Raw genomic sequence first — 25,038 nt, forward strand, 5'->3', positions numbered from 1 at the left:
TAGTGCATAATAGAGTTCATAAGTGATGAATGGAGAGTGAAAAGAATGAAGATTTCTTTTATTCGTCATGGTCGCTTAGATTGTACTATAGAACCAATGACGGTTACATCCTTTCATGAATGGATAAAAGGATATGACTTACATACTATAACAGAAAAACAACCTATACCATTGGAAACAAGAGAAGCGGTTGAAGTAGCGAAATTGATTGTAACGAGTGATCAAAAGTGTGCTGTACAGTCAGCAGCTGAATTAATGGATTCTTTATGTTTTATACAAAATTCTCTTTTTAGGGAAGTGGCAGTTCCGGCGAGCTTTTATGCGCCAAAATGGTTGAAGTGTAAACTTAACGTATGGATGTGTATTGGACGAGCATTATGGATACTTGGTTACCATAAAAATGTTGAATCTTATAAGGAAGTAAGAGAGAGGGCAAGGCAAGCAGCTTACGTATTACATCGTTATGCTCTCGTACATGGAAGTATTGCTCTTGTAGGTCATAATTATTTTAATTCGATGATTGGAACGGAGCTGAGGGCAATGGGATGGTCTGGTTCGCCTATTTTGCATAGAAAGCCATGGGGATGTACAACATATACGTTTCACGAGGCGATGGATGGAAATATATTAAATACGAATTTAACATAAAAGCACACGATTTATATAAATCGTGTGCTTTTTTTTTAAGATACAGAAATTTTGACGTTTAATGGTTTTACGAGATGAGCATAAGGTTCGCCTACTAGCATAACAATTTCATCTTTTTTATAACCTAACTTTTCGTATAGTGAATAGGCGCGTGTGTTTTCTAAATTAACAAGTAAAGCGATTTTTTCATGCCCTTTTTCAGTTGCATAGATTTCGGCAGCTTCAATTAATTTAGAACCGATACCTTTTCCGCCGTGTGCACTTGAAACTGATAGTGTATCAATGTAATACTCATCAAGCTCAGCTTCTTTTTCTAACGTAATTGATTCATCTTTATGTAATTCTCTTAAGTGATGTACAATTGGTGCGTCAAGCTGTGTTGCTTCACTACCGTGATAAGCGACAATAACTCCAACTGCACTCTCGTCTTGTTCATAGACAAAACAGTTTTCGTAGCTCAGACGGTTATTTTCTTTTGAGAACCATGTCTCAAGTCCTAGTAATACTTCTGCTTCATCTGTGCTACCTGTGATTTTTTCAGCAATTTCATGCAGAGCATTATACAATAAAGGAGCTATTGCCATTGCATCTGTCTTTTTTGCTTTCCGAATCATAGTATCCCTCCTAGTTCTATTTGTATATTGTAGCATAGTGGTATGGAACTTTGCATAATTGAATGCCGAAATGTTTGATATAGAGAAGTAGCTATGTTAGTATATGATATTTAGTGGACATATAGTAAAACGATATTGTTTGCGAAATAACGAAAATAAAATCATGGCATAACAACGAGATAAAGTGAAACGTTAATCAGTAAGATTTTTTGTTCATTCCACGACTGATTAGTAGTCAACACCAATCGCACTACCTGCAAATAGCGGGATAAATTTACAGTTGTTGACCTATAGAATATACGATAAAATAAAATATTGCAGAGAGGTGAAATACATGGATAAAGAATTAGCAAATACAATTTTAGATCAGCTAAAAAATGGTGAAATAAAGGAGTATGTTGTTACGAAAGATGTATTTTATACGTTCAGAGAAGTTGTTGTAAATAGAGAAGACTTTAAGCATTTCATTGGTAACGCACAGCGAGGCGGGCAAGTGATTTATACATATTCAGAAACGCCACGTTCATAAAGGGGAATTTTGATCAGCAGGGCATCTCTCACTGATTAGTAGCCTTTCACCAATCGGACGTTTAATGCGGGATAAATAAAAGATAAAGGAGAGGGGAATTATGGGCGATTTTAAACAAGGCATTTTACCACATTGGGATTATATGTGGAAAGATAGAGCCGGCAATCGATTTATGGGAATGGTTATGTATCCAGAGAAACGAAAATGTTCAGCAAAAATGCTTCAGAAAATAAAAAGAGCATATGAAGAAGCAGTAGAAATTAAAGTAACTGTACAAGTTCGACATACATATCAGTACGTAGAAGGAATGATTGTATACTTTGATGAAGAGGCTCCGGTATGTACAATGATTGATAAAGATGAAAATCCGCATCATATATTTGTAAAAGATATTTTGCGCATTGAGCACTCTGAATAAACTTTTCATAAATAAATTGAAGTTCCATAATAATAATCTTTTTCTATAATAGTTATCTTTTAGTATGTAACGAGAAACGAAAGTATATGTATAATATATTTAATAAGGTAAATTTGATAAATGTAATCGTTTTTTAGAGCAGATTATAGTTTCATATCTGTTCTTTTTTGCGTGATGCTGGAGAAATATATTTCTTCAGCATCTACCGTTTTATGACAAAATATATTGTTAACTTTTTTAAAAATAAGGTTAAATTCGTTGACAACTTTTTTGAAAAGCACTTTATTGACATGAGTTTTAGAATGTTGTTTCATAGTCATTGTATTGAAAAAAAACGGCTATCATGTCGAAAAGTAAAAGTTAAAAAAAGAAAGAATTTATACATATATCTTGTGTCTTATTTTGAAACGTAATACAATATATAGAGAAATCAAGAACAACATATAGAGAATATAGATTTGAGAGGGAGGGTCGGAAATGTTAGTTGCATATGATTCTATGACAGGAAACGTGAAGCGTTTCATTCACAAATTAAATATGCCGGCCGTTCAAATTGATGAAGATCTAGTAATAGATGAAGACTTTATTCTTATTACGTATACAACAGGTTTTGGCAATGTACCAGAACGTGTTTTAGACTTTTTAGAGCGCAATAATGAAAAATTAAAAGGCGTATCTGCAAGCGGCAATCGTAACTGGGGAGACATGTTCGGTGCAAGTGCTGACAAGATTTCTACTAAATATGAAGTGCCTATTGTATCAAAATTTGAGTTATCTGGAACAAATAACGATGTAGAATATTTTAAGGAAAGGGTGCGGGAGATTGCGACACATTGAACTGAATAATGAAATCACGCAAATGCAGGACGGTTTTTATCAGCTTCATAAAGATAAAGAGGCATTAGAAGTCTTTATGGAAGAAGCTAGAGAGAATACCGTTCCTTTTAATAGCGTGGCAGAGCGAATGGAGTATATGAAAGAACATGATTACTATTACAACGTTCTGGACGAGTATAGCTTGGAGGAAGTAGAGGAAGTATATAACATCGCTTATGGTGAAAACTTCGAGTTCCAATCTTATATGGCAGCATCTAAGTTCTACAAAGATTATGCGTTAAAAACGAATGATCAAAAACAATACTTAGAAAGCTATGAAGATCGTGTAGCAATTGTTTCATTATACTTAGGACGCGGTGATGTTTCGAAGGCAAGACAATTCGCAAGCATGATTGTAAAACAAAACTACCAACCAGCGACACCAACCTTTTTAAATGCGGGAAGAAGCAGAAGAGGAGAAATGGTGTCTTGTTTCTTGTTAGAGATGGACGATAGCTTAAATTCGATCGGCTTTAACATTAATACTGCGATGCAATTATCGAAAATCGGCGGGGGAGTAGCTTTAAACTTATCTAAGCTACGCGCACGCGGTGAGCAAATTAAAGGTATCGACAACGCTGCAAGTGGCGTAGTACCTGTTATGAAATTGCTTGAAGATTCGTTTTCATATGCGAATCAGCTTGGTCAACGAAAAGGTGCCGGTGCAGTATATTTAAACATTTTCCATTGGGATATTATTGAATTCCTTGATACAAAAAAAATAAATGCCGATGAGAAGAGCCGTATTCAGTCTCTATCAATCGGAATTATCGTTCCAAGTAAGTTCTTTGAGCTTGCTGAGAAAAACGAACCTTTCCATGTTTTCGCGCCTTATACGGTTTATAAAGAATATGGCAAGCATTTAGATGATATTGACATTGATGAAATGTACGATGAATTAATGAGCAATCCGAAAGTGAAGAAGAAGCCACTAGATATTAGTGCACGTGATATGCTTATTAAAATCGCTATGATTCAGCTTGAGTCTGGTTACCCATACTTAATGTTTAAATCAAATGCAAATAATCAACATCCATTGAAGGATATTGGAACTGTGAAGATGTCGAACTTATGTACAGAAATCTTCCAGCTTCAAGAAACTTCAGAAATAAATGATTACGGTACAGATGACATTATCCGTCGTGATATTAACTGTAACTTAGGATCGTTAAATATCGTAAACGTAATGGAAAATAAAGAAATTCGTGAAGCAGTTCATGCGGGAATGGAAGCTTTAACAGCTGTTTCTGATATGACGATTATTCCGAATGCACCAACTGTGAAAAAAGCAAATGACGAGCTTCATTCAGTTGGACTTGGAGCAATGAACTTACACGGATATTTAGCAAAAAATAAAATCGCTTATGAAAGTGCAGAAGCGAAAGAATTCGCTCGTACATTCTTTATGATGTTAAATTACTACTCTATTGAGAAAAGTATGGAAATCGCTACAGAAAAAGGCGAGACATTTAAGGACTTCGATAAATCTGATTATGCGAATGGCACATACTTCGAAAAGTATGAAACGACAGATTACAGCCCAGTAACTGAAAAAGTTCAGCAACTATTTGAAGGAATTCATATTCCAACAAAAGAAGATTGGACAAGTTTAAAAGAGCAAGTACAGAAGAATGGTTTATACAACTCATATCGTCTTGCCATTGCTCCAACACAATCAATCAGTTACGTTCAAAATGCAACTTCAAGCGTAATGCCGATTGTAAGTCAAATCGAATCAAGAACATATGCGAATGCGACAACATATTATCCAATGCCGTATTTATCAAAAGATACGTTCTGGTACTATAAATCTTCTTACGATATGAATCAGTTTAAATTAATTGATTTAATCGCAGAAATTCAAGAACATATTGACCAAGGAATTAGTACAATTCTTTACGTTAATAGTGATATTTCAACACGTGAATTAGCACGTTACTACATCTATGCACATAAAAAAGGCTTAAAGAGTCTGTATTATACGAGAACACGTAAATTAAGCGTGGAAGAGTGTGTGGCTTGTACCGTTTAATATAAAAAGTGAGACATGATGAGCAGGGTTTTCTGAACCCTGCTCATGCTTAGTTATCATATTTAGAGAAGGGGCGATTTAATGCGTGCGGTAAACTGGAACAAAAAAGAAGATGATTTTAGTTTAATGTTTTGGAAGCAAAACATCGCTCAGTTTTGGACAGAAGAAGAAATTGCGGTTTCGTCTGACAAAAATACTTGGGTGCAATTATCGAAAGAAGAGCAAATTGCTTATAAGCGTGTATTAGGTGGTTTAACACTTTTAGATACGAAACAAGGTGGCGAAGGAATGCCACTTGTACTTGTTCATCTTGAAAATTTACAAGCGAAAAGTGTATTAGCTTTCATGGGAGCTATGGAAGAAGTACATGCGAAAAGTTATAGTCACATTTTCACAACATTAGCTACAGAAGAAGAGATTGATGATATTTTTGACTGGGTAGACAATCATCCGTTACTTGAGAAAAAAGCTGGTATTATTACTAGTTACTATCGTCGTTTATTAAAGCCTGAAGTAACAAAAAAAGAGTTATACATGGCAATGGTAGCAAGTGTGTTCTTAGAAAGTTACTTATTCTATAGCGGATTCTTCTATCCACTTTACTTAGCTGGTCAAGGAAAACTAACAGCAAGTGGTGAGATTATCAACTTGATAATTCGTGATGAGTCAATTCACGGCGTATTCGTCGGTATTTTAGCACAACAAATCTTCGCAGAACTTTCTGCAGAAGAGCAACAAGAAGTGCAAAAAGAAACACAAGATTTATTAATGGAACTATATGAAATTGAAATGGCCTATACAGAAGAAATTTACACTTCTATCGGTCTTGTAGAAGATGTAAATCGTTTCGTTCGTTACAATGCGAATAAAGGGCTTATGAACTTAGGACTTGAGCCGAAGTTTGAAGAAGAAGAAATTAACCCAATCGTTTTAAATGGTTTACGTACAGATACGAAAAACCATGATTTCTTCTCTGTAAAAGGAAATGGTTACGTAAAAGCAACGAACGTTGAAAAGTTAGCTGACGATGACTTCGTGTTTAACTTTTAATATAGGATTATAAAGAAAAACTGTCTTATTCATTGATAAGACAGTTTTTCTTTATAATTTTGTTTACATAACACTATTATTTTTGTATAGCGATTTATATTTGGGAAGTTCTATTCGTTTAACGGATAGAACTTTTTTGTAATTAAATGGGTATTTACAAACCTTTTGTATCGGTGTATTATTTAACTAGTACACCGATACAAAAGGAGGGAAGAAATGAAAATAGAGTTTTCTCCAAATACACCAATTTACATTCAGGTAATGGAATACATAAAAAAAGAGATCGTAACAGGACATTTATTGCCTGGTGATAAAATTCCCTCTGTCCGTGAATTAGCGAGTGAATTACAAGTGAATCCAAATACGATTCAGCGTACATTTCAAGAGCTAGAACGGGATGGAGTTGTTGTCACACGTAGAGGAATGGGACGGTATGTAACGAATGAAGGGGAGAAAATTATGGAGCTGCGAAAAGAGATGGCGAAAGAATTACTTCATTCTTTTATAGATGGAATGGACAATTTAGGTTTTTCAGAAGAAGAAATTCTTACAATTCTTCGTTCTTCATTACATGATAAGAGGGAGGAGAGCCAATGACAGAGCTATTGAAAATAGAAAACTTATGGAAGAGATACGGATTAAAAGCAGTGATCCGTGAATTAAACATAGAGATTACGGAAGGGAAAATCGTTGGGCTTGTTGGAGATAACGGGAGCGGGAAAACGACGTTATTGAAAATGATTGCAGGCTTGCAACACCCTTCTGAAGGTAGTATTACAATAGACGGTAAAAAGGTAGGGTTACAGACGAAAGAAATTGTTTCATTTATGTCCGATAAGCCAATCTTTGATGATTGGATGACTGTAAAAAACGCTTTATTTTTCTATCGAGATTTTTATAAAGACTTCGATATTCAAAAAGCGGTAGATACGATTGCAGAATTTAAAATACCGTTAGAAGAAAAAATTACAGCATTGTCAAAAGGTATGGTTGAGAAGTTGCAGATTATTTTAACGTTTTCTCGAAAAGCGAAGCTATATGTACTGGATGAGCCATTGGGCGGGATTGATCCTCTTTCTAGAGAACATGTATTGGATCTAATTCTACAGTTCTATAGGGAAGATTGTACGATATTAATTTCCACTCACTTAATAAATGAAATTGAAAATATTTTTGATGAAGTGATCTTTTTAAAAGATGGAGAAATGGTTCTATATGAAAATGTAGAAGAAATTCGTTTTCAGAGAGGAAAAGCAGTTCATGAATTGTTTAAGGAGGTGTTTAGTAAGTGAAGTCAGTACTTTCCTATTTATGGAATGTAAATAAGAAAAGATATATTGTTACTTTTTTATTCTTTGTGCTAATTGAAGCTGTGTTATTTTCACAAATGATTGTAAGAAAAAGTGATGCGGCTATCAGTAGACAAGAGGGTATATTTGGAATCATTATGATTATATTTTTCTTTTATATTGTTTATATGTTTATACAAACAATGAAATCATATTCACGCTTACTAACTAATCCAATGTTACGACTTACAGCAATATCTGGGAAACAATATGTAATTTCTATGCTTATTTTCTCATTTATCGCAATGGCTATATGGTATGGGATATGTGGAATTCTTTTCTACGTAAGTTATGTATTAGCTTTTCCTACGACTTCTGTATATGTAGAAGCAAAAGAGATTATGCAAGTAGGCATAATTAATAATTTAATATATACGATAAGCGATTTATTTGAGTTTTTGTTTAGTGTTTTACAAATCATATTGGTAATTACTCTAGTAAAGTTACTTACGAAAAAGAAAAAGGCGCAAAATATACTAATCGTTATTATTTTTCTAGTAATAAATATCGCGATTACTTTAGCGACAACCTTGCTAGGAAAATTAGCTCCAGCTTTCCAAGTATTGCGAAGAGTAGAATATCATAGTGAAAGCAAGAGTCTGTTTATTAATATGTTTCAAGAAAATGGATTTAACATTTTTAATATAAGTTTCATGGTAATGGTTAGTGCTCTAATAATATATGTAATTGCTTATATTATCGATAAAAAACTAGAAGTCTAAAGGAGGAATCAGCATTGGGAAACGTAGTAGTAAAGTTAGAGAATGTTCGAAAAAAGATTGGTGGAACGGAAATTATTCGTGGTTTATCATTTGAGGTTCGTGAAGGAGAAGTATACGGATTCCTTGGACCGAACGGTAGCGGTAAGACGACGACGATCCGTATGATGACAGGTCTTATTTCAATGACAGAGGGCGATATTACAATTTGTGGACATAGTATTCGCTCGGAGCGTGAAAAGGCACTAGAGCAAATTGGAGCGATTGTAGAAAATCCTGAACTATATGATTATATGACAGGAATGCAAAACTTAAAGCATTTTGCGAACATGGCCATTACACCAATTAGTAAAGAGCGCATTGCTGAGATTGTAAAGCTTGTTGAGTTAGAGCATGCGATTCATAAAAAGGTGAAAACATATTCACTTGGTATGAAACAACGTTTAGGAATTGCACAGGCATTACTTCATCAGCCGAAAATCTTAATTTTAGATGAGCCGACAAATGGATTAGATCCAGCTGGTATTCGCCAAATTCGTGATTATTTACAACGTTTAGCGAAAGAAGAGAATATTGCTGTAATCGTATCAAGTCACTTATTGAGTGAAATTGAATTAATGTGTGATCGCGTCGTTATTATTAAACAAGGTGAGTTTGTACAAGAGTACAACTTACATGAAAAAGTGAAGCATGATGAGGCAGTCGTTGTAGCGTTTGAAGTAGATGAAGTTCAGAAAGCGAATGAAATCATTAAAGGTAAAGCAAAAGGGAATGTAATTGTAGCATCTGTAACAAAAGACAACATTCCGCAACTTGTAAAAAAACTTGTTCATGCTGATGTGCTTGTATACGGAGTTACTGTTCAAAATAAAACGTTAGAGGATGAGTTCTTAGCGATTACTGGGGGAGTGAAAGCGTAATGTTTAAATTAATTCAAAATGAATTTTTAAAGTTGCATGCGAAAAAAGGTATGTATATTTTAATTGGTGTCATTGCTTTATTGGAGATTTTAGGAGCAGTAGTACTGGCGAAATGGGGTGAAGCTGGTAGTTTAAATGGATCTTACTTAGATTTTGTAAGTTCAGATATCGGCTTAATTATGATATTCGCAACGATTTTTGGAATTACAACAGCTTCGCGTACAATTACAGATGAATTCCAAAAAGGAACGATTAAACAATTATTAATTCGTCCAAGAAAACGAATGACAGTTTTATTTTCTAAATATATTACAGTGTTATTAACGATGTTATTTATTGTATTTGCTAGTACGTTAATTGCTATGATTATTGGATTAATTGTAATGGACGGTAGTAAAACTGAATTAACGTTAGGAATTGTTTTAAAAACAATATTATATCAGCTGCTATCACCATTTTTCTTTGCAACACTTGCATTTTTCTTAGCAAACGTATTTAGAAAATCTGTATTACCATTAATTATTACGATGTTCCTATTCTTCTTACAAGGTGCAATTAATATGGTATTAATAATGTTTGCAAAAGGTGTAGCGAAGTTTGTAGTATTCAACCATTTGGATTTAAGAGCTTACGATAGCAATAAATTAATCAATGGTGGAATGGAACCAACATTTACAGAATTTACGTTTACAACTTCATTATTACTTGTAGCTGCATACTTTGTTGTGTTACTTGTAGCATCAAGTGCATTATTCCAAAAACGTGACGTATTATAATAAAAGAAATCCCCGCTTGTAAAAACGGGGATTTTTATTACATAAATTTCACTTGGATTGCAACTTGAAGAACAACGATATGGTATTTTAAGAGATATGCTGTTTAAAAAAATGAGAAAAATAGGAAGGATTTCAACTATATTCATATTATAATTTAGTTATCCTGCTATTTATAGGGAAAGGATTGCCTATAAAGTACTAATTAAAGTTTTATTTTTACTATCTTTGGGGGTGTTCTATATGCACTATGCATTTTCACGTATAAGGCTACGTAGCTTTTTTGGATGGATGATTATAGGGGTGTTCCTTATAATGATACCATTAGGTCTAGCAAATGTTTCTGAGAATACGATGGAGGTTATTTCACAAATAACTGTATTTTTTGTATTTCCGTTACTTTGGCTATACGTAAAAACAAATAAAAATAATGTTGTATTTAACAGTTTTTTTGATAAGCCAGGGCGTTTATCTTGGGGATTAATTGTATTAGCAACGATAATGGGGATGATTTTTTCAGTTGGCATATCTCAGATTCAATTTTACATATTAGCACATACGTTACCGAATTTCTTAGTTACTATGCTAGAAGACGGAAATGTTATTAATACGAGTAACGTATATATGACGATATTTACTTTCATTTCAGCATGTGTGCTAGCACCTATTATGGAAGAGGTTATTTTTAGGGGATTTTTCTTACAGCGAATGGCTTATAAATGGGGAATTAAAAAAGCTGTAATTATATCTTCAATTATTTTTGGCTTAGGACATTTTGATGTTATTGGTGCGTTCATGTTTGGTGTCGTTATGTGTCTTTTATACATAAAGACAAAAAATATATGGACGAATATAGCTGTGCACGCTCTAAATAATTTGATTGCAACAAGTATGCAATTTTTCGGTGGAGAAGAAAGCGGTACAATCTCAATTACTGAATTACAAGCGCAAAGTAATTTATGGATTGGTATCGGTCTTACAGTTGTTGGATTGCTTTGGTTAATTCCTTATGTTTGGAAACAATGGCGTACAGTAAAAGAAGTTGGCGTGCCACCAGTACGTTTTATAAATGAGCAAAAAGTAGTGAGTTCATCACAAGAAAATGAAGTGTATAGTCAAGTGATCTTAACCGATAGATTGATGGCCATAGAGTTACCAGATGAGGCTGTAAATAAGCTTCGGTTAGAAGAAAATGATTATGTAACAGTATCTGTAGAAGAAGATAAAATCGTTATAAAGAAAGCACATAATAGATAATTAAAAAGTAGCTCCTAAAGAGCTACTTTTTAATTTGTAATAATTTCTACTCGAAAATTATTACCGTTCTTTACATATTTAATATCTGTAACAGTGCGGACCGTCTTTAAAATCTCCACTTTTTCACCAATTCGCGGGATGGTTGGAACATTGTCCCAAATACCAAGCAAGTCATCTAATTGTGCCGTTTTTTCATAAAACCAGATTTTCAATGTAAAGCCCCTTTCTCGAACTTTATGTATTTTAATACATAATATATTATTTTTATTCTTATTGTAAGGGGTTTTTTTATATTTTTTGAATAAAAATAAATTAATCTTCTGGGAAGATATGTTCAATATCAGGAGTAAGAGATACTTCTGATAATACGATATGAGAAACTGTCGTTGCATATGAAGAAACATCATTGATAAATTCTTCAAGTTCAACGAGTGAAGGAACAGAAATTTTTACAATGTAGCATAAGCTTCCTGTTACTCGGTAACAAAAACTTGCAGATGGATAAGACTGAATAAATTGTTGCATACGTGTTGTATCACCATTTTTTAAAGTGATTTCTAAAATACAATCTAAAACGAGTCCTGCCTTTTTATAATCAATATCGATTGTGTATTTTTGAATAACACCTTCGCTTTCGAGCTTACGAACACGTTCTGAAGTAGACGGAGCAGATAAGTTTACTCGTTTCGCCAATTCACGCATCGAAAGGCGACTATCATTATATAATTCATTTAAAATTTTTCGATCAACACGGTCTAATTGCATTTGTAAATATACCTCCAGTAAAATAATGATTTTTGTAAAGGGAAAATATAAATTAAGATTCATATGAAATGTAAAGTGAACGTTATTTATTTTACAATAAAACAGAAGGAAATAGGAGGGGAAATGATGGAGAGAATTTCATTATCAAATGTAGGAGATACAAAGTTTCAAAAGTTATTAGGGCATAATTCGGATATATTACATTCGTGGAGTACGTTAGAAGATACACTGTACAATACAGGAACTCTTTCAGCAGAGTTGAAGGAGCAAGTGAGAAGAACATTAGCGTATGGGAATGAATGTCCGTACTGTATGGCAAAGGGAAGACCTGATGATGTGCAAAAGGCAGAGGAGATTGGTGTAGCTGTTACTTTTGCGCATACATTTGTTCATGACCGAAAAGCAATAGATGATACTATGTTTCACGTATTAAAACAATATTGGACAGAAAAAGAAATTGTAGAGCTTTGCGCCTATGTTTGCTTTATTACTGCGTCACAACAACTTGGTTTTCTATTTCAATTACAGCCAAATTAAGGGGGAAATGATGACAAATCAAATAGCACTTATCATAATCGATGTACAAAAGGCATTTCAATTACCAGATTGGGGCGAGAGAAATAATATTTTTGCTGAAGAAAACATGAGAATTTTGTTAGAAGAATGGAGAAAAAGGGAACGACCAGTTTTTCATATTCAACATGTAAATAAAGAAAATGCTCAGTCAATGTTTTATGAGAGAGCGGAAACGGTAAACTTTAAAGAAGAAGTGCAACCACTACTTGGTGAAGTGGTTATTCAGAAATTCGTTAACAGCGCGTTCATTGGGGCAAATTTAGAAGAGCAATTAAGAAAGAACAAATGTAATGCAGTAGTGGTTGTAGGATTAACGACAAATCATTGCGTGGAAACTACGACACGAATGGCAGGGAATTTAGGATTTACAACATATTTAGTGAGTGATGCAACGGCTACGTTTAACCGTAAAGGTTTAGATGGTAAGGAGTATAGTGCAGAGGATATTCACAATATGACACTTGTAAATTTACATGAAGAGTTTGCTACGATTGTGACGACAAAAGAAGTATTAAAATTATTTTAAGAAAATAATTGCGAATTATGTAGAAAAAAATAAGAATATTTCGTATAATCTAAGTACAATCATTTTGAAAATAGGGGTGGCATCATATGGAGCAAATTTCAGTAAAGAAATTAGAAGAGGTACTTGTTGTAGCAGGGAATGATAAACAGAAGCAAAAGGAATTTTATGAATTGCTCTTATCTACTGAGTTTTATGTTGCTGGTTCACTAGAAGCAGAGGACGGGGCAACAGAAGGAATACTTCGTTTGCGTCATTTCCAAGGAGAAGGTAGATGGATCGTTCCGTTCTTTACACAAATGGAATTTGTAAAAGATGTGTTGCCAGAAGGAACGCCCCTTATTACGATACGTGGGAAAGAGTTATTTGGTAGCATTGAGAAAGATGCTACAGCTGTATTAAATGTTGGCACTGATATAAGTAAAACATTTATTCCAGAAGAAATTGCAGATATCGCATCTGGACGAATTTTTAATTATTATAAGTAAAAGGAAAAGCGTAATCGCTTTTCCTTTTTAATTTGAATATGGAGTGGCTATACCAGAAGAAATAGAGACTGTTTTATTATTCGTGTTTATTGTTGCTGTAGCTCCAAGTGGAATACCGATGTTTGGACTTATATGTCCAATTGGTAAATCGAATAGGACAGGTATATGATATGGCGCGAAATATTCATATAATATTGTTTGCAATGATTGAGAGGGCTTTGAAGGAGTGCAGTCGTGACAACTTGTGAAAATAACGCCCCTGCATTCATTAAACTTTCCAGATAAAAGTAGCTGATTTAACATACGGTCAATGCGGTACGGTTCTTCACCAATGTCTTCAAGTAATAAAAGTGTATTGTCCGTATTTATCTCGTAGGGCGAGCCAATTATACTTGTTAACACAGCTAAATTTCCTCCAACTAACGTACCTGTAACTGTACTGTGAGAGCTAGGTACGATACATTCTGATGCAGATAAAATGGTTGAATACGGATGGAATAGCTGATTAAAAGAGGATAAAGATAGGGAATCAATGCCTTTTCCTAGTTCTTCAATCATCGGACCATGAAATGTTATAAGCTTTGCATAACGTGAAACAGCAGTATGTAAAGCTGTAATATCGCTATATCCCCAAAAGATTTTTGGATTCTGCCTAATAACTTCATATTGAATGTGAGGAAGAAGACGAGCACTTCCATAACCACCTCGTGCACAAAAAATTGCCTTCACTTCATTATTTGTAAATGCTTCATGTATATCGTCAAGCCGAACTTGATCACTTCCGGCTAAAAATCCATATTTCTCGTAAACACTCTTCCCGATTATTACGGATAACCCCATCTCTTGTAATACATTCACACCTTTTAATACATTTTCGATTGTAGGTGGACCAGATGGTGCAATAATCATTACTGTATCACCTTGTTTTAATGCATTTGGATAAATCATTAAGCTCAGCCTCCTTCTCTTTCAATATATTCGCTTCATATGAAGTTCAACCCTTGCAAAAGCAGGGGAAAGCTTATCAAATAAAGAAGATATAAAGGAAATAGGAGGGGAAATGATGTTTACAAGTCGAGTAACAGACATATTAAAAATTGAGTATCCCGTTGTTCAAGCCGGTATGGCAGGCGCGATTACGACGCCAGAACTTGTTGCAGCAGTAAGTAATAGTGGAGGATTAGGGACGCTTGGAGCGGGCTATATGAGCCCAGAACAAATTCGTGAAGCGATTTATAGAATAAGAGAACTAACAGATAAGCCTTTCGGTGTTAATTTACTTGTAACGAAAGAGATAGAAATAGAAGAAGAGAAGGTAGATGAGGCGAAAGTATTACTAAGCGGAGTGAATAGAGAATTAGGTATAGAAGTAGAAGGAACGTTAAAGCTTCCAAAAAGCTATAAGGAACAATTACAAGTGCTATTAGATGAAAAAGTACCGGTCGTTAGCTTTGCATTTCAAACGTTAGAAAAAGAAGAAATAAATGATTTAAAAAGAAGTGGAATAAAAGTTATCGGAACAGCTACCCATGTGAAGGAAGCGAAAGTACTTGCTGAGCTAGGAGTAGATATTATTATTGGGCAAGGTAGCGAAGCAGGAGGGCATAGAGGAACGTTTATTGGGAAAGAACGAGATGCTATGATTGGTACGTTTGCGTTAATACCTCAGTTAGTAGGGGCTGTTCCGCATATCCCAATTGTCGCAGCAGGTGGTGTAATGAACGGACAAGGGCTTGTTGCGGCATTGGCACTAGGAGCAGAAGGTGTTCAAATGGGATCAGCCTTTTTAACAAGTGAAGAGAGTATTACGCACGATGTGTATAAAGAAGCGGTTTTACATAGTACAGATACGAGCACAACTGTAACTCGTGCGTTTTCCGGGAAATATGCACGCGGTATTCGGAATGAATTTATAGAGAGACATGAAGGAAAAGAAGAAGGGCTTCCGGTATATCCAGTGCAAAACGTATTAACTTCTAAAATACGCCAAGAGGCAGCGAAGCAAAATAAGGAAGAATATATGTCACTTTGGGCAGGGCAGGCAGCATCATTGGCACGAATCGAATCAGCTCAGCATGTAGTGGAGCGAGTTATGAAAGAAGCGGCGAATGCAATCGAGCAATTACAAAATATATACAAAAAGACCACTTGAGTAATTCAAGCGGTCTTTTCGTTAGTTTGCTTTATAAAATTGTTGGATGGCTTCGTCGATGTAAACCCAGCCTTTCCAACCTAAGTGCATATGATCTTTTAAGAAGTATTTATCGTATTCATGATTTGAGAAGTCGGCAATTGGATAACCAGCTTTTTCAATTTGCTCATGAACTTTCTTATAGTATGCTTCGCGGCGTTCTTTCGGGAAGCCAGCGTAGTCGTACCAAGGACCTTTGACAGGAACAGAAATGAAGAGTGGTTTTGCACCAGATTGTTTTAATAAATCAAGTACAATTTGTAAATCTTCATATTCTGGCGATTGGTCATAAGCATCATTTTTTAAGTAACCTTCACGTTGCTTTAATTTTTTCTTAATTTTGCTATTGAAGTAACCATCTTCGATACCATATTCATTAGATCTAGATTCTGCTGCACCTGTTTGATCCGCATGTTTACGAGCCTCTTCCCAGTTCATTTGTTTTAATGAAGAATCGAGCTTCTCTTTGTGCGGTTTAATATTAAACATAGCTGTAAATAAATCTTTACGATCTAAAATGTTACGGTAAATATAAGCGAAAGGTTTAGCAGCAAGTGCTTTTACTTTATACTTCGTATCATCATAAGCGATACCTTCAAGCGAAATTTTTAATAAAGTTTCTTTTTTTACAATCTCAAAGTTTAATAAACGCTTTGCAATTTGTTTTTTCATTTCAGGTTTTAAATCATTGTTGAAAATGAAGTGGTAACCTTGTTGTTTTGAAAAGTTAGGTGCAAAGTGCGTTTCGTCAATACCTTGTGGTACAAACCATTGCGGAGAAAGAACGAATACCATTTTCTTATCTTTCAATTGATCCATTGTAGATGCGAAGTTTAATACATGTACAAGGTCTTGTGTTCCGCCGCGTCCAAGAAGGAATGGCGTAAATCCTTCAGGCTTTACTTTAAAATAATTAGATGGATGGAAAGCATCCATACGTGCGAATTCCGATGAACCGTACATCGGAAGATATTTTGGATCTGCTAACATCTTTTGCTGTAAAATCATACTTTGAATTTTTTCTTCTTTTAAAGAAGTAGCAGCTTGTTCTACTTTTTCATCACTTAAAAGTGGAAGTAGGAAGCGCGTTGGAATAAGTAAGAATACAGCAAAAAGGGCCAATGCTAAAAGCATCGGACCAAATTTTGCTTTGTTCATCGGATTTCTTCCAACTTTTTAATAACCATGTTTGGTGTAGCCCACTCGTCACGGTCAAAATCAGAAATAGAAACTTCAATATCTAAACGCTCTTGGAATTCAACTAATAAAGATACTACAGCGAAAGAATCAAGGATACCTTCTTCAAATAATTGAACATCTAAGTTTTCTTTCACAATATCGTTTTCACATACTTCTTCTAAAATATCTAATACTTGCTCTTTGAATTCTGCCATTTTTAAAATCTCCTTTATATCCGAAATTATTATATGTGCAACTTCTTAATGGAATAAGAAGGGTGCATTAAAAGTATCTGTTAAGGTGTCCAGAGAAGATTAGGAAACCGAAACATACAACGTGGAACGTAATTACAATCGCAAGGATGTGTGTAAATTTATTGTTTGGCCAAAACTTATGCTTCTTGTTTTTTCGTTCGAAAATATCGAATAAAATAAACAGTGCGGCATGGTATAGACCATAAATAACATACTGCGCAACAGCGCTTCCTTGGATGTGCCAAATTCCCATAATGAAGAAGTTTAAAAATGCCCCGATATACGAAATAGTGTAACGGTTCTTAATTAACTTTTTCTTCGTTGCAAAAAAGACGAAACGCATGTAAATAAAATCACGGAACCAGAATGATAAACTCATGTGCCAGCGGTTCCAGAAGTCTTTAATATTACGACTAAGGAATGGCTTATTGAAGTTTTCTGGCGTTTTAATTCCCATCATATAACTTACACCAATTACAAAAGAGCTATAACCAGCAAAATCAAAGAATAGATATAAGCTATAGCTATACATGTAAATCATATTTGAAAATATTGTATCGTGTTGAGCGAATGCTGGATCCATACAATATTGCTTTATTAAGTAAGCAATAATAAATTTATACAAGAAACCTTGGAAAATACGATTTAGTCCTGTATATAGTAAATTTTGATATTCTTCAGCGCTAGGTGGCTTTTGAATATCTTTTTGGAATCTTCGGTAACGATCGATAGGTCCTGTTGAAATCGCAGGGAAGAATAAAACGAATTCCCAGAAGTTAAAGAAAGAAAGCTCTTTAATTAAACCATCACGAACTTCAAATACCATTTGAACTGCTCTGAATGTTACGTAAGATATACCTAGGAAAACAACAAGTTTTAACTCAGGTAAAAACGATGCAAACGGCGCGATTTTTGCCAAAATAAGAGGCAAAATCGATAAAATAACAGCTATGCAAAATGTGAATGTACTATTATTTTGTTTTCTTAAAATTAAATAGCCTTTAATAAGGACATATTGCCAAATAATAAATGCAGCTAGCATCATTGCTTGCTTTGGTTTATCTGAGAAGATAATAGCAATCATGACTAATGTTAAAACGGCATTATATTTGCGCAACATTTTACCTTTTAATCCAGCTATGATAGTAGGTATTAATAAAATGCCCACTATAGCGAAAAAATAAAATGATCCATATGCGGTCATGCTGTAACCTCACTCAATAATTTTTTGCGATCTACCTTTCCATTTGGTGTCATTGGAATAGAAGATTGATACATGAATTTACGTGGAATCATGTAGTTTGGTAATCGCTCATTGAGTTCTTTTTTGATTGCAGATGTTAATTTGAATTCTTTTTCAAACGAATGCTCCCCAGGAACAACAACCGCTAATAAATAATCGTATTTCTCACCTTTTTTAATTGGAACGATAACTGCTCCTTCTACGTAAGAACACGCACGAAGGTGATGCTCAATTTCTTCTAATTCCATTCGATAACCATGCAGCTTAATTTGGAAATCAAGACGACCATTATAGAATAGAAGACCATTTTCAACATAGCCAGCATCGCCTGTTTTATAGGCGCGCTCACCGTCAATCATAGTAAATGCTTTTTCTGTTAATTCAGGGCTTCCTAAATATCCAACGCTTACGCTTGGACCGACAATTACGATTTCACCTTTTTCACCATCAGGTGCGATCGTGCCATCTTCTTTCATAATAAGAAGGCGACAGTCTGATTTACAATAGCCAACTGGAAGTGATTTGTATTGATCAAGCACTTCTTCTGTAACGTGAATACCTGTTACAGCGACAGTAGCTTCTGTTGGACCATACGTATTCATAATTGTTGCTTTAGGGAAACGCTCAATTAATTTTCTAGCTACTTCATTTGGTAACACTTCACCGCAGAATAAGAATGTTTTCATGTTCGGTAGCATACTCTCAGAGAAAGATGCTTCCATTAAACACATTTCAGCGAAAGAAGGTGTGGAAGTCCATACTTGAATATCCGATTGCTCTAAAGAAGCAAACAAGTCTTTTGGACGCGCAATCATATCTTTATCGATTGCCCAAAGTGTACCACCTGTTACTAATGATGGGTAAATATCCATTACAGATAAATCAAATGAGAAAGGTGCTTGGTTTAAGAATACTTGCCCTGTTTGTAAGTTGAAATCTTCTACAGCCCATTTTGTAAAGCTAACAAGGCAGTTATAAGTAATCTGAACCCCTTTCGGATTACCTGTGCTTCCTGATGTGTAAATAATGTAGAAGTTCTCATCACCTTTTACCGCATGTTCAGGATTTGGAGTGTTCCCTTTATGAGTAAAGAAAATATCTTTTAAGTTGTCTTCACTTACGATGCGAACTGGTAAATCAGTTACAGTTACTGCTGTTGCCGATAAAAGTAATTTCGCACCAGAATTTTCAGCAATACGTTGTACACGATCAGCTGGGATAGATAAATCTACAGGAATGTAAGCATGTCCAGCTTTTACACATCCTAAAAAGTTAATAATCATTTCAGGTTGCATATGGCCATACACCATAATTGGTGAACGATCGTCTGGATACTCAGAAGAAATCCAATGTGCCAACGCATCAGAATCTTCCTTTAATTGTTTGTACGTAATTTTCGCATCTCGCCAAACAAAAGCGGTTTGATCAGGCGTTTCTGCAGCCCACTTTTCAATTTGTTCTAATAACTTCATAACGTTCCCACCCTAGAATTCATTGTAAATAAATGTACTTGTGTTTGTATCATGGAATCCATACAACCAAAGTAATGCAAATAAAATTGCAAGATAATAAACCGTCTTTGCAACCCATTGTGTGAGTGGTCGAGACCATATCTCTTTTAATCTTTCCATGTCTTTCCCTCTCTTAATGAAATAATAGCTCTTTGTAGGTATCATGTCCTACATTATTGTGAAAAAAACAAAATCCCACATTTTAGGTAAAAATAAGTCAAAAGGCTCTTTTTTGATATTAGCACTAAATACTAAAAAAGAAAATCCCTAACTTAGCAATTATATTACATTCAGCATGAATTTGTAATGGGTTTGACATGTAAATAGAAAGTGGATTGTGTGAATACATAAAAGTGGACTATAAGAATACGTAAAAATACAGTGTTTGTTTTTATTAATCATTTAAGACGGAGTAAACTTTTAAATTTCTAGTTCTTTTGAAAAGGAGGAAATTATCATGAATAGAGTGTGGAAGAATCTAATTTCGGAAGAAAATATCGTGAAATGGAGAAGGCATTTCCATAAGTATCCGGAATTATCATTTCATGAAAAAGAAACTTCGCAATTTATATATGATACATTATGCTCATTTTCTTCTTTTGAAGTAACGAGACCGACGAAGTATAGTGTACTAGCAATTAAAAGAGGTGTGAAGCAAGGGAAAGTAATTGCGATTCGAGCTGATATAGACGCTTTGCCAATTCAAGAGGAGACAAGTAAATCTTATACATCTGTGAATAAAGGAATGATGCATGCATGTGGGCACGATGCTCACGCAGCTATTTTATTAAGTACAGCAGAGGTGTTATCAAATATAAAGGAAGATTTTGCAGGTGAGATTCGTCTATTCTTTCAGCACGCAGAAGAGGTGTATCCCGGTGGGGGACAAGAAATGGTTGAGGCAGGTGTAATGGACGGTGTTGATTATGTAATAGGTTTACATGTTATGTCAGGACTTGAGAGTGGAAAGATAGGAATTGCATATGGACCGATGATGGCAGCTCCAGACGTATTTACAGTTGAGATTCAAGGCAAAGGAGGACATGCGGCGCGACCAGAAGAAACGATAGATCCTATTGCTATCGGAGCACAGATTATTACAAATCTACAACATATCGTATCAAGAAATACAAGTGCTTTTATGCAAAGGGTTGTTTCAGTTACACAATTTCATGGGGGAACGGCTGACAATATTATTCCTAGTACAGCAACTTTAATGGGAACTGTTCGTTCATTTAATCAAGCATTGAGGGTGGAAGCAGAAGGGAAAATCGAGAAAATTGTGAAAGGAATTACAGAAGCACATGGAGGATCGTATACATATACGTATCGATATGGATATGATCCGGTTATTAATGATGAATATATTACGAAAATAGTAGAAGAAAGTGCACTACATTTGTTTGGGAATGAGCGTGTTGTGAAGCTTGAACCTTCTATGGGTGGAGAAGATTTTTCAGCATATTTAAGAAAAGCACCTGGTTGTTTCATTAAATTAGGAACAGGTAATGAAAATATATATACTTGTTATCCACATCATCATCCGAAATTTGACGTGGATGAATCAGCATTAATTTGTGGAGTGGAGCTATTTTTAGAGACGACTATAAGATTACTAAAATTATAGAAAAACAAAAAAAGGCAACTGCACTCTATTGCAGTTGCTTTTATTTCTTTCCGTCAGAGAGGGCTGAGAAAGAACTATGCTCATTCATAGTATATGAATAGCTAACGGACAAGCTTGTACATTTTAATCATTTTTTTAAAAATAGTTATTGACATTGATAATCAATGTCAATTAATCTAAATATAGTTGAAATTGATAATTATTATCAATAGGATGGATGCGACATGTTAATGAGAAAGAATTTTCACCTTCTGCGGAGGGGATTAAAAGATAAAAATAAAGATGTTGATCAGCATATGGAATGGCAAAGAAATGTAATTCGGTCTGAATATGTAGATGAGAAGAAGAGCATTCAAACAGAAAAAGAGATACAAAGTAAAGGGAGAGGTTCAGTTGAGTAAGTTAGTAATGATTTTTGCAAGTATGAGTGGAAATACAGAGGAAATGGCTGACCATATTGCCGGCGTAATTCGTGAAACAGAAAATGAAATTGAAGTTATTGATATTATGGATTCACCAGAAGCTTCTATATTAGAACAGTATGATGGAATTATTTTAGGTGCATACACTTGGGGAGATGGCGATCTTCCTGATGATTTCTTAGATTTTTATGATGCAATGGATTCTATTGATTTAACTGGGAAAAAAGCGGCAGTATTCGGATCATGTGATTCGGCTTATCCGAAATACGGAGTGGCAGTTGACATTTTAATAGAAAAGCTACAAGAGCGCGGGGCAGCAGTTGTGTTAGAAGGACTAAAAGTAGAATTAACGCCAGAAGATGAAGATGTAGAAAAATGTTTACAGTTTGGAGCTGAATTTGTAAAACACCTTTCTTAATGGCAGAAGGGAGATGAAGAGCAAGTGCATGAGAAAATCTCAATCAAAACGATGACAGATTATCATTTGTATGATTTTATGCGTTGTCCGCATAAATTTTATTTTCGTCACATAAAAAGAAGAGAACCTTCTTCATTTGAATGGCAACAAATAGCACAAATGATTGTCAATCAAATTATTAACGAGTATTACACGCTACCTGCGGGTCAACAAACGAAAATTGTACTTTTAATATTAATAGAAAAGTATTGGAAAAAAGTAAGGATTAATATGTTTGCTTCGAAGACGGAATACTATATTGTATTAGCGAAGCTAACGGATCACTTATTACAGTTCGTTGAAAAGGATGATAGTCAGACACCACCATTGTTTTTATACGAGAAGTTTCAAACATATATGGAAGAGTTAGGTGTCCACATGTCATTGACATTTGAAGTTGGTGAGTGGAGTGCTGAGTCGTTTGTAATTAAAAAGTATGTTGTCGATGCAGATGAGGAAATGCTTGCTCTTTGTCAGAAGCTAATGACAGTATTCAGTTATAAAGCTTTCGGAGTTCTTCCAGGAAAAATTGAAGTTATTAATTTAATAGAAGGAACTAAGTATGAGTACATTCCGAAACAGGAAGATATTATAACTGGAATGGCTGATTTATCTAGAATGAAAGAAATGTTAGAGCAACCTGAGCATTATACAGAGCGTCATTTTCGTTCTGAGTGTATAAGTTGTGCGTTTCGTAGTGAATGCCAAGGGGAAGAAGTAAAGACAGAAGCGAAACAGAAGAAAAATATAGTTCATTAAAGGATGCAACTTTGCATCCTTTTTTGTTATTGACATGAAAAGCTTTTCATCATTTACGGTATATTTGTAGCAGATTTTAATAAAGTGAAACTTTAATCAGTGGGGGTTTTGTCAATCACCCACTGATTATCAGCCCTCATTAATCGGGCTACCCACAAATCAGAATAAAGGGAGGAATAATCAATGAAAGATGAAACAAAAGTATTTCAATGGTTAAAAGAACAAAATGCTCCTTTTGAAATTCAACTGCAAATTTTACAGGCGTTTCAATTGTATAAAGTTATTGTTGAAATGGATAAAAAGTTAATGATGTATGAGGAGAGAGTATATAGGGAGAGAATGTAATCTCATCCCTGTAATATCGTTTTTAGCTGTTCTGTGCCTGTAATGAATTCGAGTTCATTCTCTGACTCAAAATTATAAATAATATTATGTAGTAAAGGACTGTATTGATAAAAGGTAGTAATACGATGAATGAGTAATGGATCATGATGAGAAATAAGTGTACTGTACTGTTCATATACAGATGTAGTAAACTCATGTCCGAAATCATAATATAGTCCTGCAAAATCAAAAGCAGGATCGCCAATTTGCGCATCACCAAAATCGATAACACCTGAAATGCTTTTGTTATGCTTGTTAAATAAAATGTGATGATGAGTAAAATCAGCGTGAATGATTGTGTTTTGAAAAGTGGATGTAGCTAAACATGCAAAGAAATTTTCAAATAAGCGATTTAAGGCTAGTTTCTGTAATGAAGTAAGGCTAGTAGTGAGATATTGGTTTAATTTTGTTTGTAGCTCTTTCCAGTAGGTACATGTTTTTTCAATAGGGAAACATAGCGTTGTAACTTGGTGTAAAGGAATACTATGTAGTACCGCAAGGAAAGTAGCTAATTGTGTAATAATTGCTTTCAGCTTTGGATCCTCCAGCGTGGCAACTGTTTCTGTTTTTAATGGTTCACCATGAATGAGAGTATAGTAACTACAAAGAGGAACCTCATCAGATTCATTTTTATAAATTAGGTGATATTGTGGAACTTCGATTTCTTGTAGTGATTGAGTGAGAATTGCGCATAGTTCTTTTTCTAACGGAATTCGCATCGCATATTCCTGTTTTCGCGGGAAACGAAACAGTAGCTCATCATTTACTATAACTGCTACATTATCCCATCCTTCTTCATTTTGTTTATATGAATGTATAGAAAGATTAGGCAAAGCTTCTTTTATATAATGTTTGTAAGAGTCCATAATTGTTCCTCGTTTCTGAGTTAAGTTATTCTATTTTATGATATCAGAATTTTCTTTCTATATGTTAAAATATATCTATTATTATGAAGAAGGGCGGGAGTATTACGAAAAAAAGACTGTTAATCATTTCTCTATGTATCGCTTTTGTATTGTTTTGGTCATATAAAGAGGAGGTTTTTGCTACCTTTAAACCGATTGATCAGTACGAGTTAAATAAGGAGTTAAAGAACAAAAGTATAGAAAACTTAACTCATAATGAAATGAAAAAGGTAGGAGAGCATTTTGTGACCGAGCAACTATCAGTGTTTGGGTCTACTAATAAAGAAGATGTGAAACGAAAAGGTGAAGAACTATTTTTAAATAGAGGGTATGAACAATTAATGGGAAATTATTATCCAAATCGTTTTCAAGATTTAGAGTATAAATTTACAAACGAGGAGATACGTGAAGAGACCAATGAGAGTTTTCTTTATCAAGCTGTAGCGTACGTTGCGGGTACTGAAAATGGTAAGAGTAAGAGAAGCGAAATGAAATTGAATTATGAAGTGAAAATTGTAAAGGTTAATAATATATTTATGGTGCTAGAACAAAAGCAGCGCGTACAATAA

At 34.5% G+C, this 25,038-nt stretch carries 32 protein-coding genes; 22 read left to right on the forward strand and 10 right to left on the reverse strand.

All coding sequences use genetic code 11. From position 1 onward, the window contains the following. The first annotated feature begins 45 nt into the window (after nt 1–45). The gene (locus ACTFRU_RS10015; RefSeq protein ID WP_000703102.1) at nt 46–648 is read left to right on the forward strand and encodes a hypothetical protein; all 603 of its coding nucleotides are present in this window, start codon (nt 46–48) and stop codon (nt 646–648) included. 35 nt (nt 649–683) lie between these two features. Here the strand turns inward: ACTFRU_RS10015 and ACTFRU_RS10020 are convergent, their stop codons facing one another. Beyond that, nucleotides 684–1,262, reverse strand: a complete 579-nt coding sequence (locus tag ACTFRU_RS10020; protein WP_000619542.1) for a GNAT family N-acetyltransferase — start codon at nt 1,260–1,262, stop codon at nt 684–686. Between the two features lie 334 nt (nt 1,263–1,596). Here ACTFRU_RS10020 and ACTFRU_RS10025 point away from each other — a divergent pair, with 334 nt between their 5' ends. From ACTFRU_RS10025 to ACTFRU_RS10075, 11 genes are all read left to right on the forward strand, one after another. After that, a complete protein-coding gene (locus ACTFRU_RS10025) occupies nt 1,597–1,791 on the forward strand; it encodes a hypothetical protein (RefSeq protein ID WP_000356684.1) in 195 nt (64 codons plus the stop codon). A gap of 100 nt (nt 1,792–1,891) precedes the next feature. Next, nucleotides 1,892–2,209, forward strand: coding sequence for a hypothetical protein (locus ACTFRU_RS10030; protein ID WP_000502205.1), 318 nt, complete (start codon nt 1,892–1,894; stop codon nt 2,207–2,209). 477 nt (nt 2,210–2,686) lie between these two features. Next, nucleotides 2,687–3,046 carry a class Ib ribonucleoside-diphosphate reductase assembly flavoprotein NrdI gene (gene nrdI / locus ACTFRU_RS10035; protein ID WP_000959447.1) on the forward strand — a complete coding sequence of 120 codons (360 nt, stop codon included), beginning with the start codon at nt 2,687–2,689 and terminating at the stop codon, nt 3,044–3,046. Further along, nucleotides 3,033–5,117: a class 1b ribonucleoside-diphosphate reductase subunit alpha gene (gene nrdE, locus ACTFRU_RS10040; protein ID WP_001215839.1), complete on the forward strand. Its 2,085-nt coding sequence runs from the start codon at nt 3,033–3,035 to the stop codon at nt 5,115–5,117. Before nrdI ends, nrdE begins: the two co-directional genes overlap by 14 nt. 81 nt (nt 5,118–5,198) lie before the next feature. Further along, on the forward strand, nt 5,199–6,167 hold the full coding sequence (nrdF, locus tag ACTFRU_RS10045) for a class 1b ribonucleoside-diphosphate reductase subunit beta (protein WP_001203028.1): 969 nt from the start codon (nt 5,199–5,201) through the stop codon (nt 6,165–6,167). 216 nt (nt 6,168–6,383) lie between these two features. Then, complete coding sequence (locus ACTFRU_RS10050; RefSeq protein ID WP_000687512.1) at nt 6,384–6,764, forward strand: GntR family transcriptional regulator; 381 nt, start codon at nt 6,384–6,386, stop codon at nt 6,762–6,764. After that, nucleotides 6,761–7,459 carry an ABC transporter ATP-binding protein gene (locus ACTFRU_RS10055; RefSeq protein ID WP_000137745.1) on the forward strand — a complete coding sequence of 233 codons (699 nt, stop codon included), beginning with the start codon at nt 6,761–6,763 and terminating at the stop codon, nt 7,457–7,459. Before ACTFRU_RS10050 ends, ACTFRU_RS10055 begins: the two co-directional genes overlap by 4 nt. Further along, entirely contained in the window at nt 7,456–8,238 is a 783-nt protein-coding gene (locus ACTFRU_RS10060; RefSeq protein ID WP_000843921.1) for a hypothetical protein, read from the forward strand. The genes ACTFRU_RS10055 and ACTFRU_RS10060 overlap by 4 nt, the downstream gene beginning before the upstream one ends. A gap of 14 nt (nt 8,239–8,252) precedes the next feature. After that, nucleotides 8,253–9,155, forward strand: a complete 903-nt coding sequence (locus ACTFRU_RS10065) for an ABC transporter ATP-binding protein (RefSeq protein ID WP_000528788.1) — start codon at nt 8,253–8,255, stop codon at nt 9,153–9,155. Then, complete coding sequence (locus tag ACTFRU_RS10070; RefSeq protein WP_000475435.1) at nt 9,155–9,931, forward strand: ABC transporter permease; 777 nt, start codon at nt 9,155–9,157, stop codon at nt 9,929–9,931. The genes ACTFRU_RS10065 and ACTFRU_RS10070 overlap by 1 nt, the downstream gene beginning before the upstream one ends. Nucleotides 9,932–10,171: 240 nt before the next feature. Further along, nucleotides 10,172–11,185, forward strand: a complete 1,014-nt coding sequence (locus ACTFRU_RS10075) for a CPBP family intramembrane glutamic endopeptidase (RefSeq protein ID WP_069603998.1) — start codon at nt 10,172–10,174, stop codon at nt 11,183–11,185. Between the two features lie 29 nt (nt 11,186–11,214). On the opposite strand, the gene ACTFRU_RS10080 is transcribed toward ACTFRU_RS10075, so the two are convergent. Together ACTFRU_RS10080 and ACTFRU_RS10085 are read right to left on the reverse strand one after the other, a co-directional pair. Continuing rightward, complete coding sequence (locus ACTFRU_RS10080; protein WP_000707107.1) at nt 11,215–11,397, reverse strand: DUF3913 family protein; 183 nt, start codon at nt 11,395–11,397, stop codon at nt 11,215–11,217. 100 nt (nt 11,398–11,497) lie between these two features. Further along, nucleotides 11,498–11,950 carry an Lrp/AsnC family transcriptional regulator gene (locus ACTFRU_RS10085; RefSeq protein WP_001175505.1) on the reverse strand — a complete coding sequence of 151 codons (453 nt, stop codon included), beginning with the start codon at nt 11,948–11,950 and terminating at the stop codon, nt 11,498–11,500. 126 nt (nt 11,951–12,076) lie between these two features. Between ACTFRU_RS10085 and ACTFRU_RS10090 the strand changes: the two genes are divergently transcribed. The 3 genes from ACTFRU_RS10090 to ACTFRU_RS10100 all read left to right on the forward strand — a co-directional run bounded on the left by ACTFRU_RS10090 (nt 12,077) and on the right by ACTFRU_RS10100 (nt 13,537). Beyond that, nucleotides 12,077–12,487: a carboxymuconolactone decarboxylase family protein gene (locus ACTFRU_RS10090; RefSeq protein WP_000439759.1), complete on the forward strand. Its 411-nt coding sequence runs from the start codon at nt 12,077–12,079 to the stop codon at nt 12,485–12,487. 10 nt (nt 12,488–12,497) lie between these two features. Further along, a complete protein-coding gene (locus ACTFRU_RS10095) occupies nt 12,498–13,052 on the forward strand; it encodes a cysteine hydrolase family protein (protein WP_000184428.1) in 555 nt (184 codons plus the stop codon). 86 nt (nt 13,053–13,138) lie between these two features. Beyond that, nucleotides 13,139–13,537 (forward strand): SseB family protein, encoded by a 399-nt coding sequence (locus ACTFRU_RS10100; RefSeq protein ID WP_006928838.1) that lies wholly within the window; start codon nt 13,139–13,141, stop codon nt 13,535–13,537. 27 nt (nt 13,538–13,564) lie between these two features. Here ACTFRU_RS10100 and ACTFRU_RS10105 read toward each other — a convergent pair whose 3' ends face one another. Next, nucleotides 13,565–14,485 (reverse strand): S66 peptidase family protein, encoded by a 921-nt coding sequence (locus ACTFRU_RS10105; protein WP_000640062.1) that lies wholly within the window; start codon nt 14,483–14,485, stop codon nt 13,565–13,567. 115 nt (nt 14,486–14,600) lie between these two features. Between ACTFRU_RS10105 and ACTFRU_RS10110 the strand changes: the two genes are divergently transcribed. Beyond that, a complete protein-coding gene (locus ACTFRU_RS10110) occupies nt 14,601–15,689 on the forward strand; it encodes an NAD(P)H-dependent flavin oxidoreductase (RefSeq protein WP_006928844.1) in 1,089 nt (362 codons plus the stop codon). Between the two features lie 21 nt (nt 15,690–15,710). Here the strand turns inward: ACTFRU_RS10110 and dltD are convergent, their stop codons facing one another. From dltD to ACTFRU_RS10135, 5 genes are all read right to left on the reverse strand, one after another. After that, nucleotides 15,711–16,886 carry a D-alanyl-lipoteichoic acid biosynthesis protein DltD gene (dltD, locus tag ACTFRU_RS10115; RefSeq protein ID WP_001030273.1) on the reverse strand — a complete coding sequence of 392 codons (1,176 nt, stop codon included), beginning with the start codon at nt 16,884–16,886 and terminating at the stop codon, nt 15,711–15,713. Continuing rightward, nucleotides 16,883–17,122: a D-alanine--poly(phosphoribitol) ligase subunit DltC gene (gene dltC, locus ACTFRU_RS10120; protein WP_000807310.1), complete on the reverse strand. Its 240-nt coding sequence runs from the start codon at nt 17,120–17,122 to the stop codon at nt 16,883–16,885. The genes dltD and dltC overlap by 4 nt, the downstream gene beginning before the upstream one ends. Before the next feature lie 67 nt (nt 17,123–17,189). Continuing rightward, entirely contained in the window at nt 17,190–18,365 is a 1,176-nt protein-coding gene (gene dltB, locus ACTFRU_RS10125) for a D-alanyl-lipoteichoic acid biosynthesis protein DltB (protein ID WP_000127933.1), read from the reverse strand. Then, on the reverse strand, nt 18,362–19,876 hold the full coding sequence (dltA, locus tag ACTFRU_RS10130; protein WP_000770505.1) for a D-alanine--poly(phosphoribitol) ligase subunit DltA: 1,515 nt from the start codon (nt 19,874–19,876) through the stop codon (nt 18,362–18,364). Before dltA ends, dltB begins: the two co-directional genes overlap by 4 nt. Nucleotides 19,877–19,888: 12 nt before the next feature. Beyond that, nucleotides 19,889–20,035 carry a teichoic acid D-Ala incorporation-associated protein DltX gene (locus ACTFRU_RS10135; protein ID WP_000440293.1) on the reverse strand — a complete coding sequence of 49 codons (147 nt, stop codon included), beginning with the start codon at nt 20,033–20,035 and terminating at the stop codon, nt 19,889–19,891. 337 nt (nt 20,036–20,372) lie between these two features. Here ACTFRU_RS10135 and amaA point away from each other — a divergent pair, with 337 nt between their 5' ends. The 5 genes from amaA to ACTFRU_RS10160 all read left to right on the forward strand — a co-directional run bounded on the left by amaA (nt 20,373) and on the right by ACTFRU_RS10160 (nt 23,525). Next, nucleotides 20,373–21,542, forward strand: coding sequence for an N-acyl-aliphatic-L-amino acid amidohydrolase (gene amaA / locus ACTFRU_RS10140; RefSeq protein ID WP_006928846.1), 1,170 nt, complete (start codon nt 20,373–20,375; stop codon nt 21,540–21,542). A 224-nt stretch (nt 21,543–21,766) separates the two neighbouring features. Then, on the forward strand, nt 21,767–21,943 hold the full coding sequence (locus tag ACTFRU_RS10145) for a hypothetical protein (protein ID WP_000929023.1): 177 nt from the start codon (nt 21,767–21,769) through the stop codon (nt 21,941–21,943). Then, nucleotides 21,936–22,382, forward strand: a complete 447-nt coding sequence (locus tag ACTFRU_RS10150; protein WP_000041153.1) for a flavodoxin — start codon at nt 21,936–21,938, stop codon at nt 22,380–22,382. The genes ACTFRU_RS10145 and ACTFRU_RS10150 overlap by 8 nt, the downstream gene beginning before the upstream one ends. Nucleotides 22,383–22,406: 24 nt before the next feature. Then, nucleotides 22,407–23,180, forward strand: coding sequence for a hypothetical protein (locus tag ACTFRU_RS10155; RefSeq protein WP_000544574.1), 774 nt, complete (start codon nt 22,407–22,409; stop codon nt 23,178–23,180). Nucleotides 23,181–23,363: 183 nt separating this feature from the next. Beyond that, nucleotides 23,364–23,525 carry a hypothetical protein gene (locus ACTFRU_RS10160; RefSeq protein ID WP_000651086.1) on the forward strand — a complete coding sequence of 54 codons (162 nt, stop codon included), beginning with the start codon at nt 23,364–23,366 and terminating at the stop codon, nt 23,523–23,525. Nucleotides 23,526–23,527: 2 nt separating this feature from the next. Here the strand turns inward: ACTFRU_RS10160 and ACTFRU_RS10165 are convergent, their stop codons facing one another. Then, the gene (locus ACTFRU_RS10165) at nt 23,528–24,430 is read right to left on the reverse strand and encodes an aminoglycoside phosphotransferase family protein (RefSeq protein WP_000378982.1); all 903 of its coding nucleotides are present in this window, start codon (nt 24,428–24,430) and stop codon (nt 23,528–23,530) included. An 83-nt stretch (nt 24,431–24,513) separates the two neighbouring features. On the opposite strand from ACTFRU_RS10165, the gene ACTFRU_RS10170 reads away from it, so the two are divergent. Then, nucleotides 24,514–25,038: a hypothetical protein gene (locus ACTFRU_RS10170; RefSeq protein WP_000715254.1), complete on the forward strand. Its 525-nt coding sequence runs from the start codon at nt 24,514–24,516 to the stop codon at nt 25,036–25,038.

The sequence above is a fragment of the Bacillus cereus group sp. MYBK220-1 genome (assembly GCF_051916445.1).
Classification (GTDB): domain Bacteria; phylum Bacillota; class Bacilli; order Bacillales; family Bacillaceae_G; genus Bacillus_A; species Bacillus_A cereus.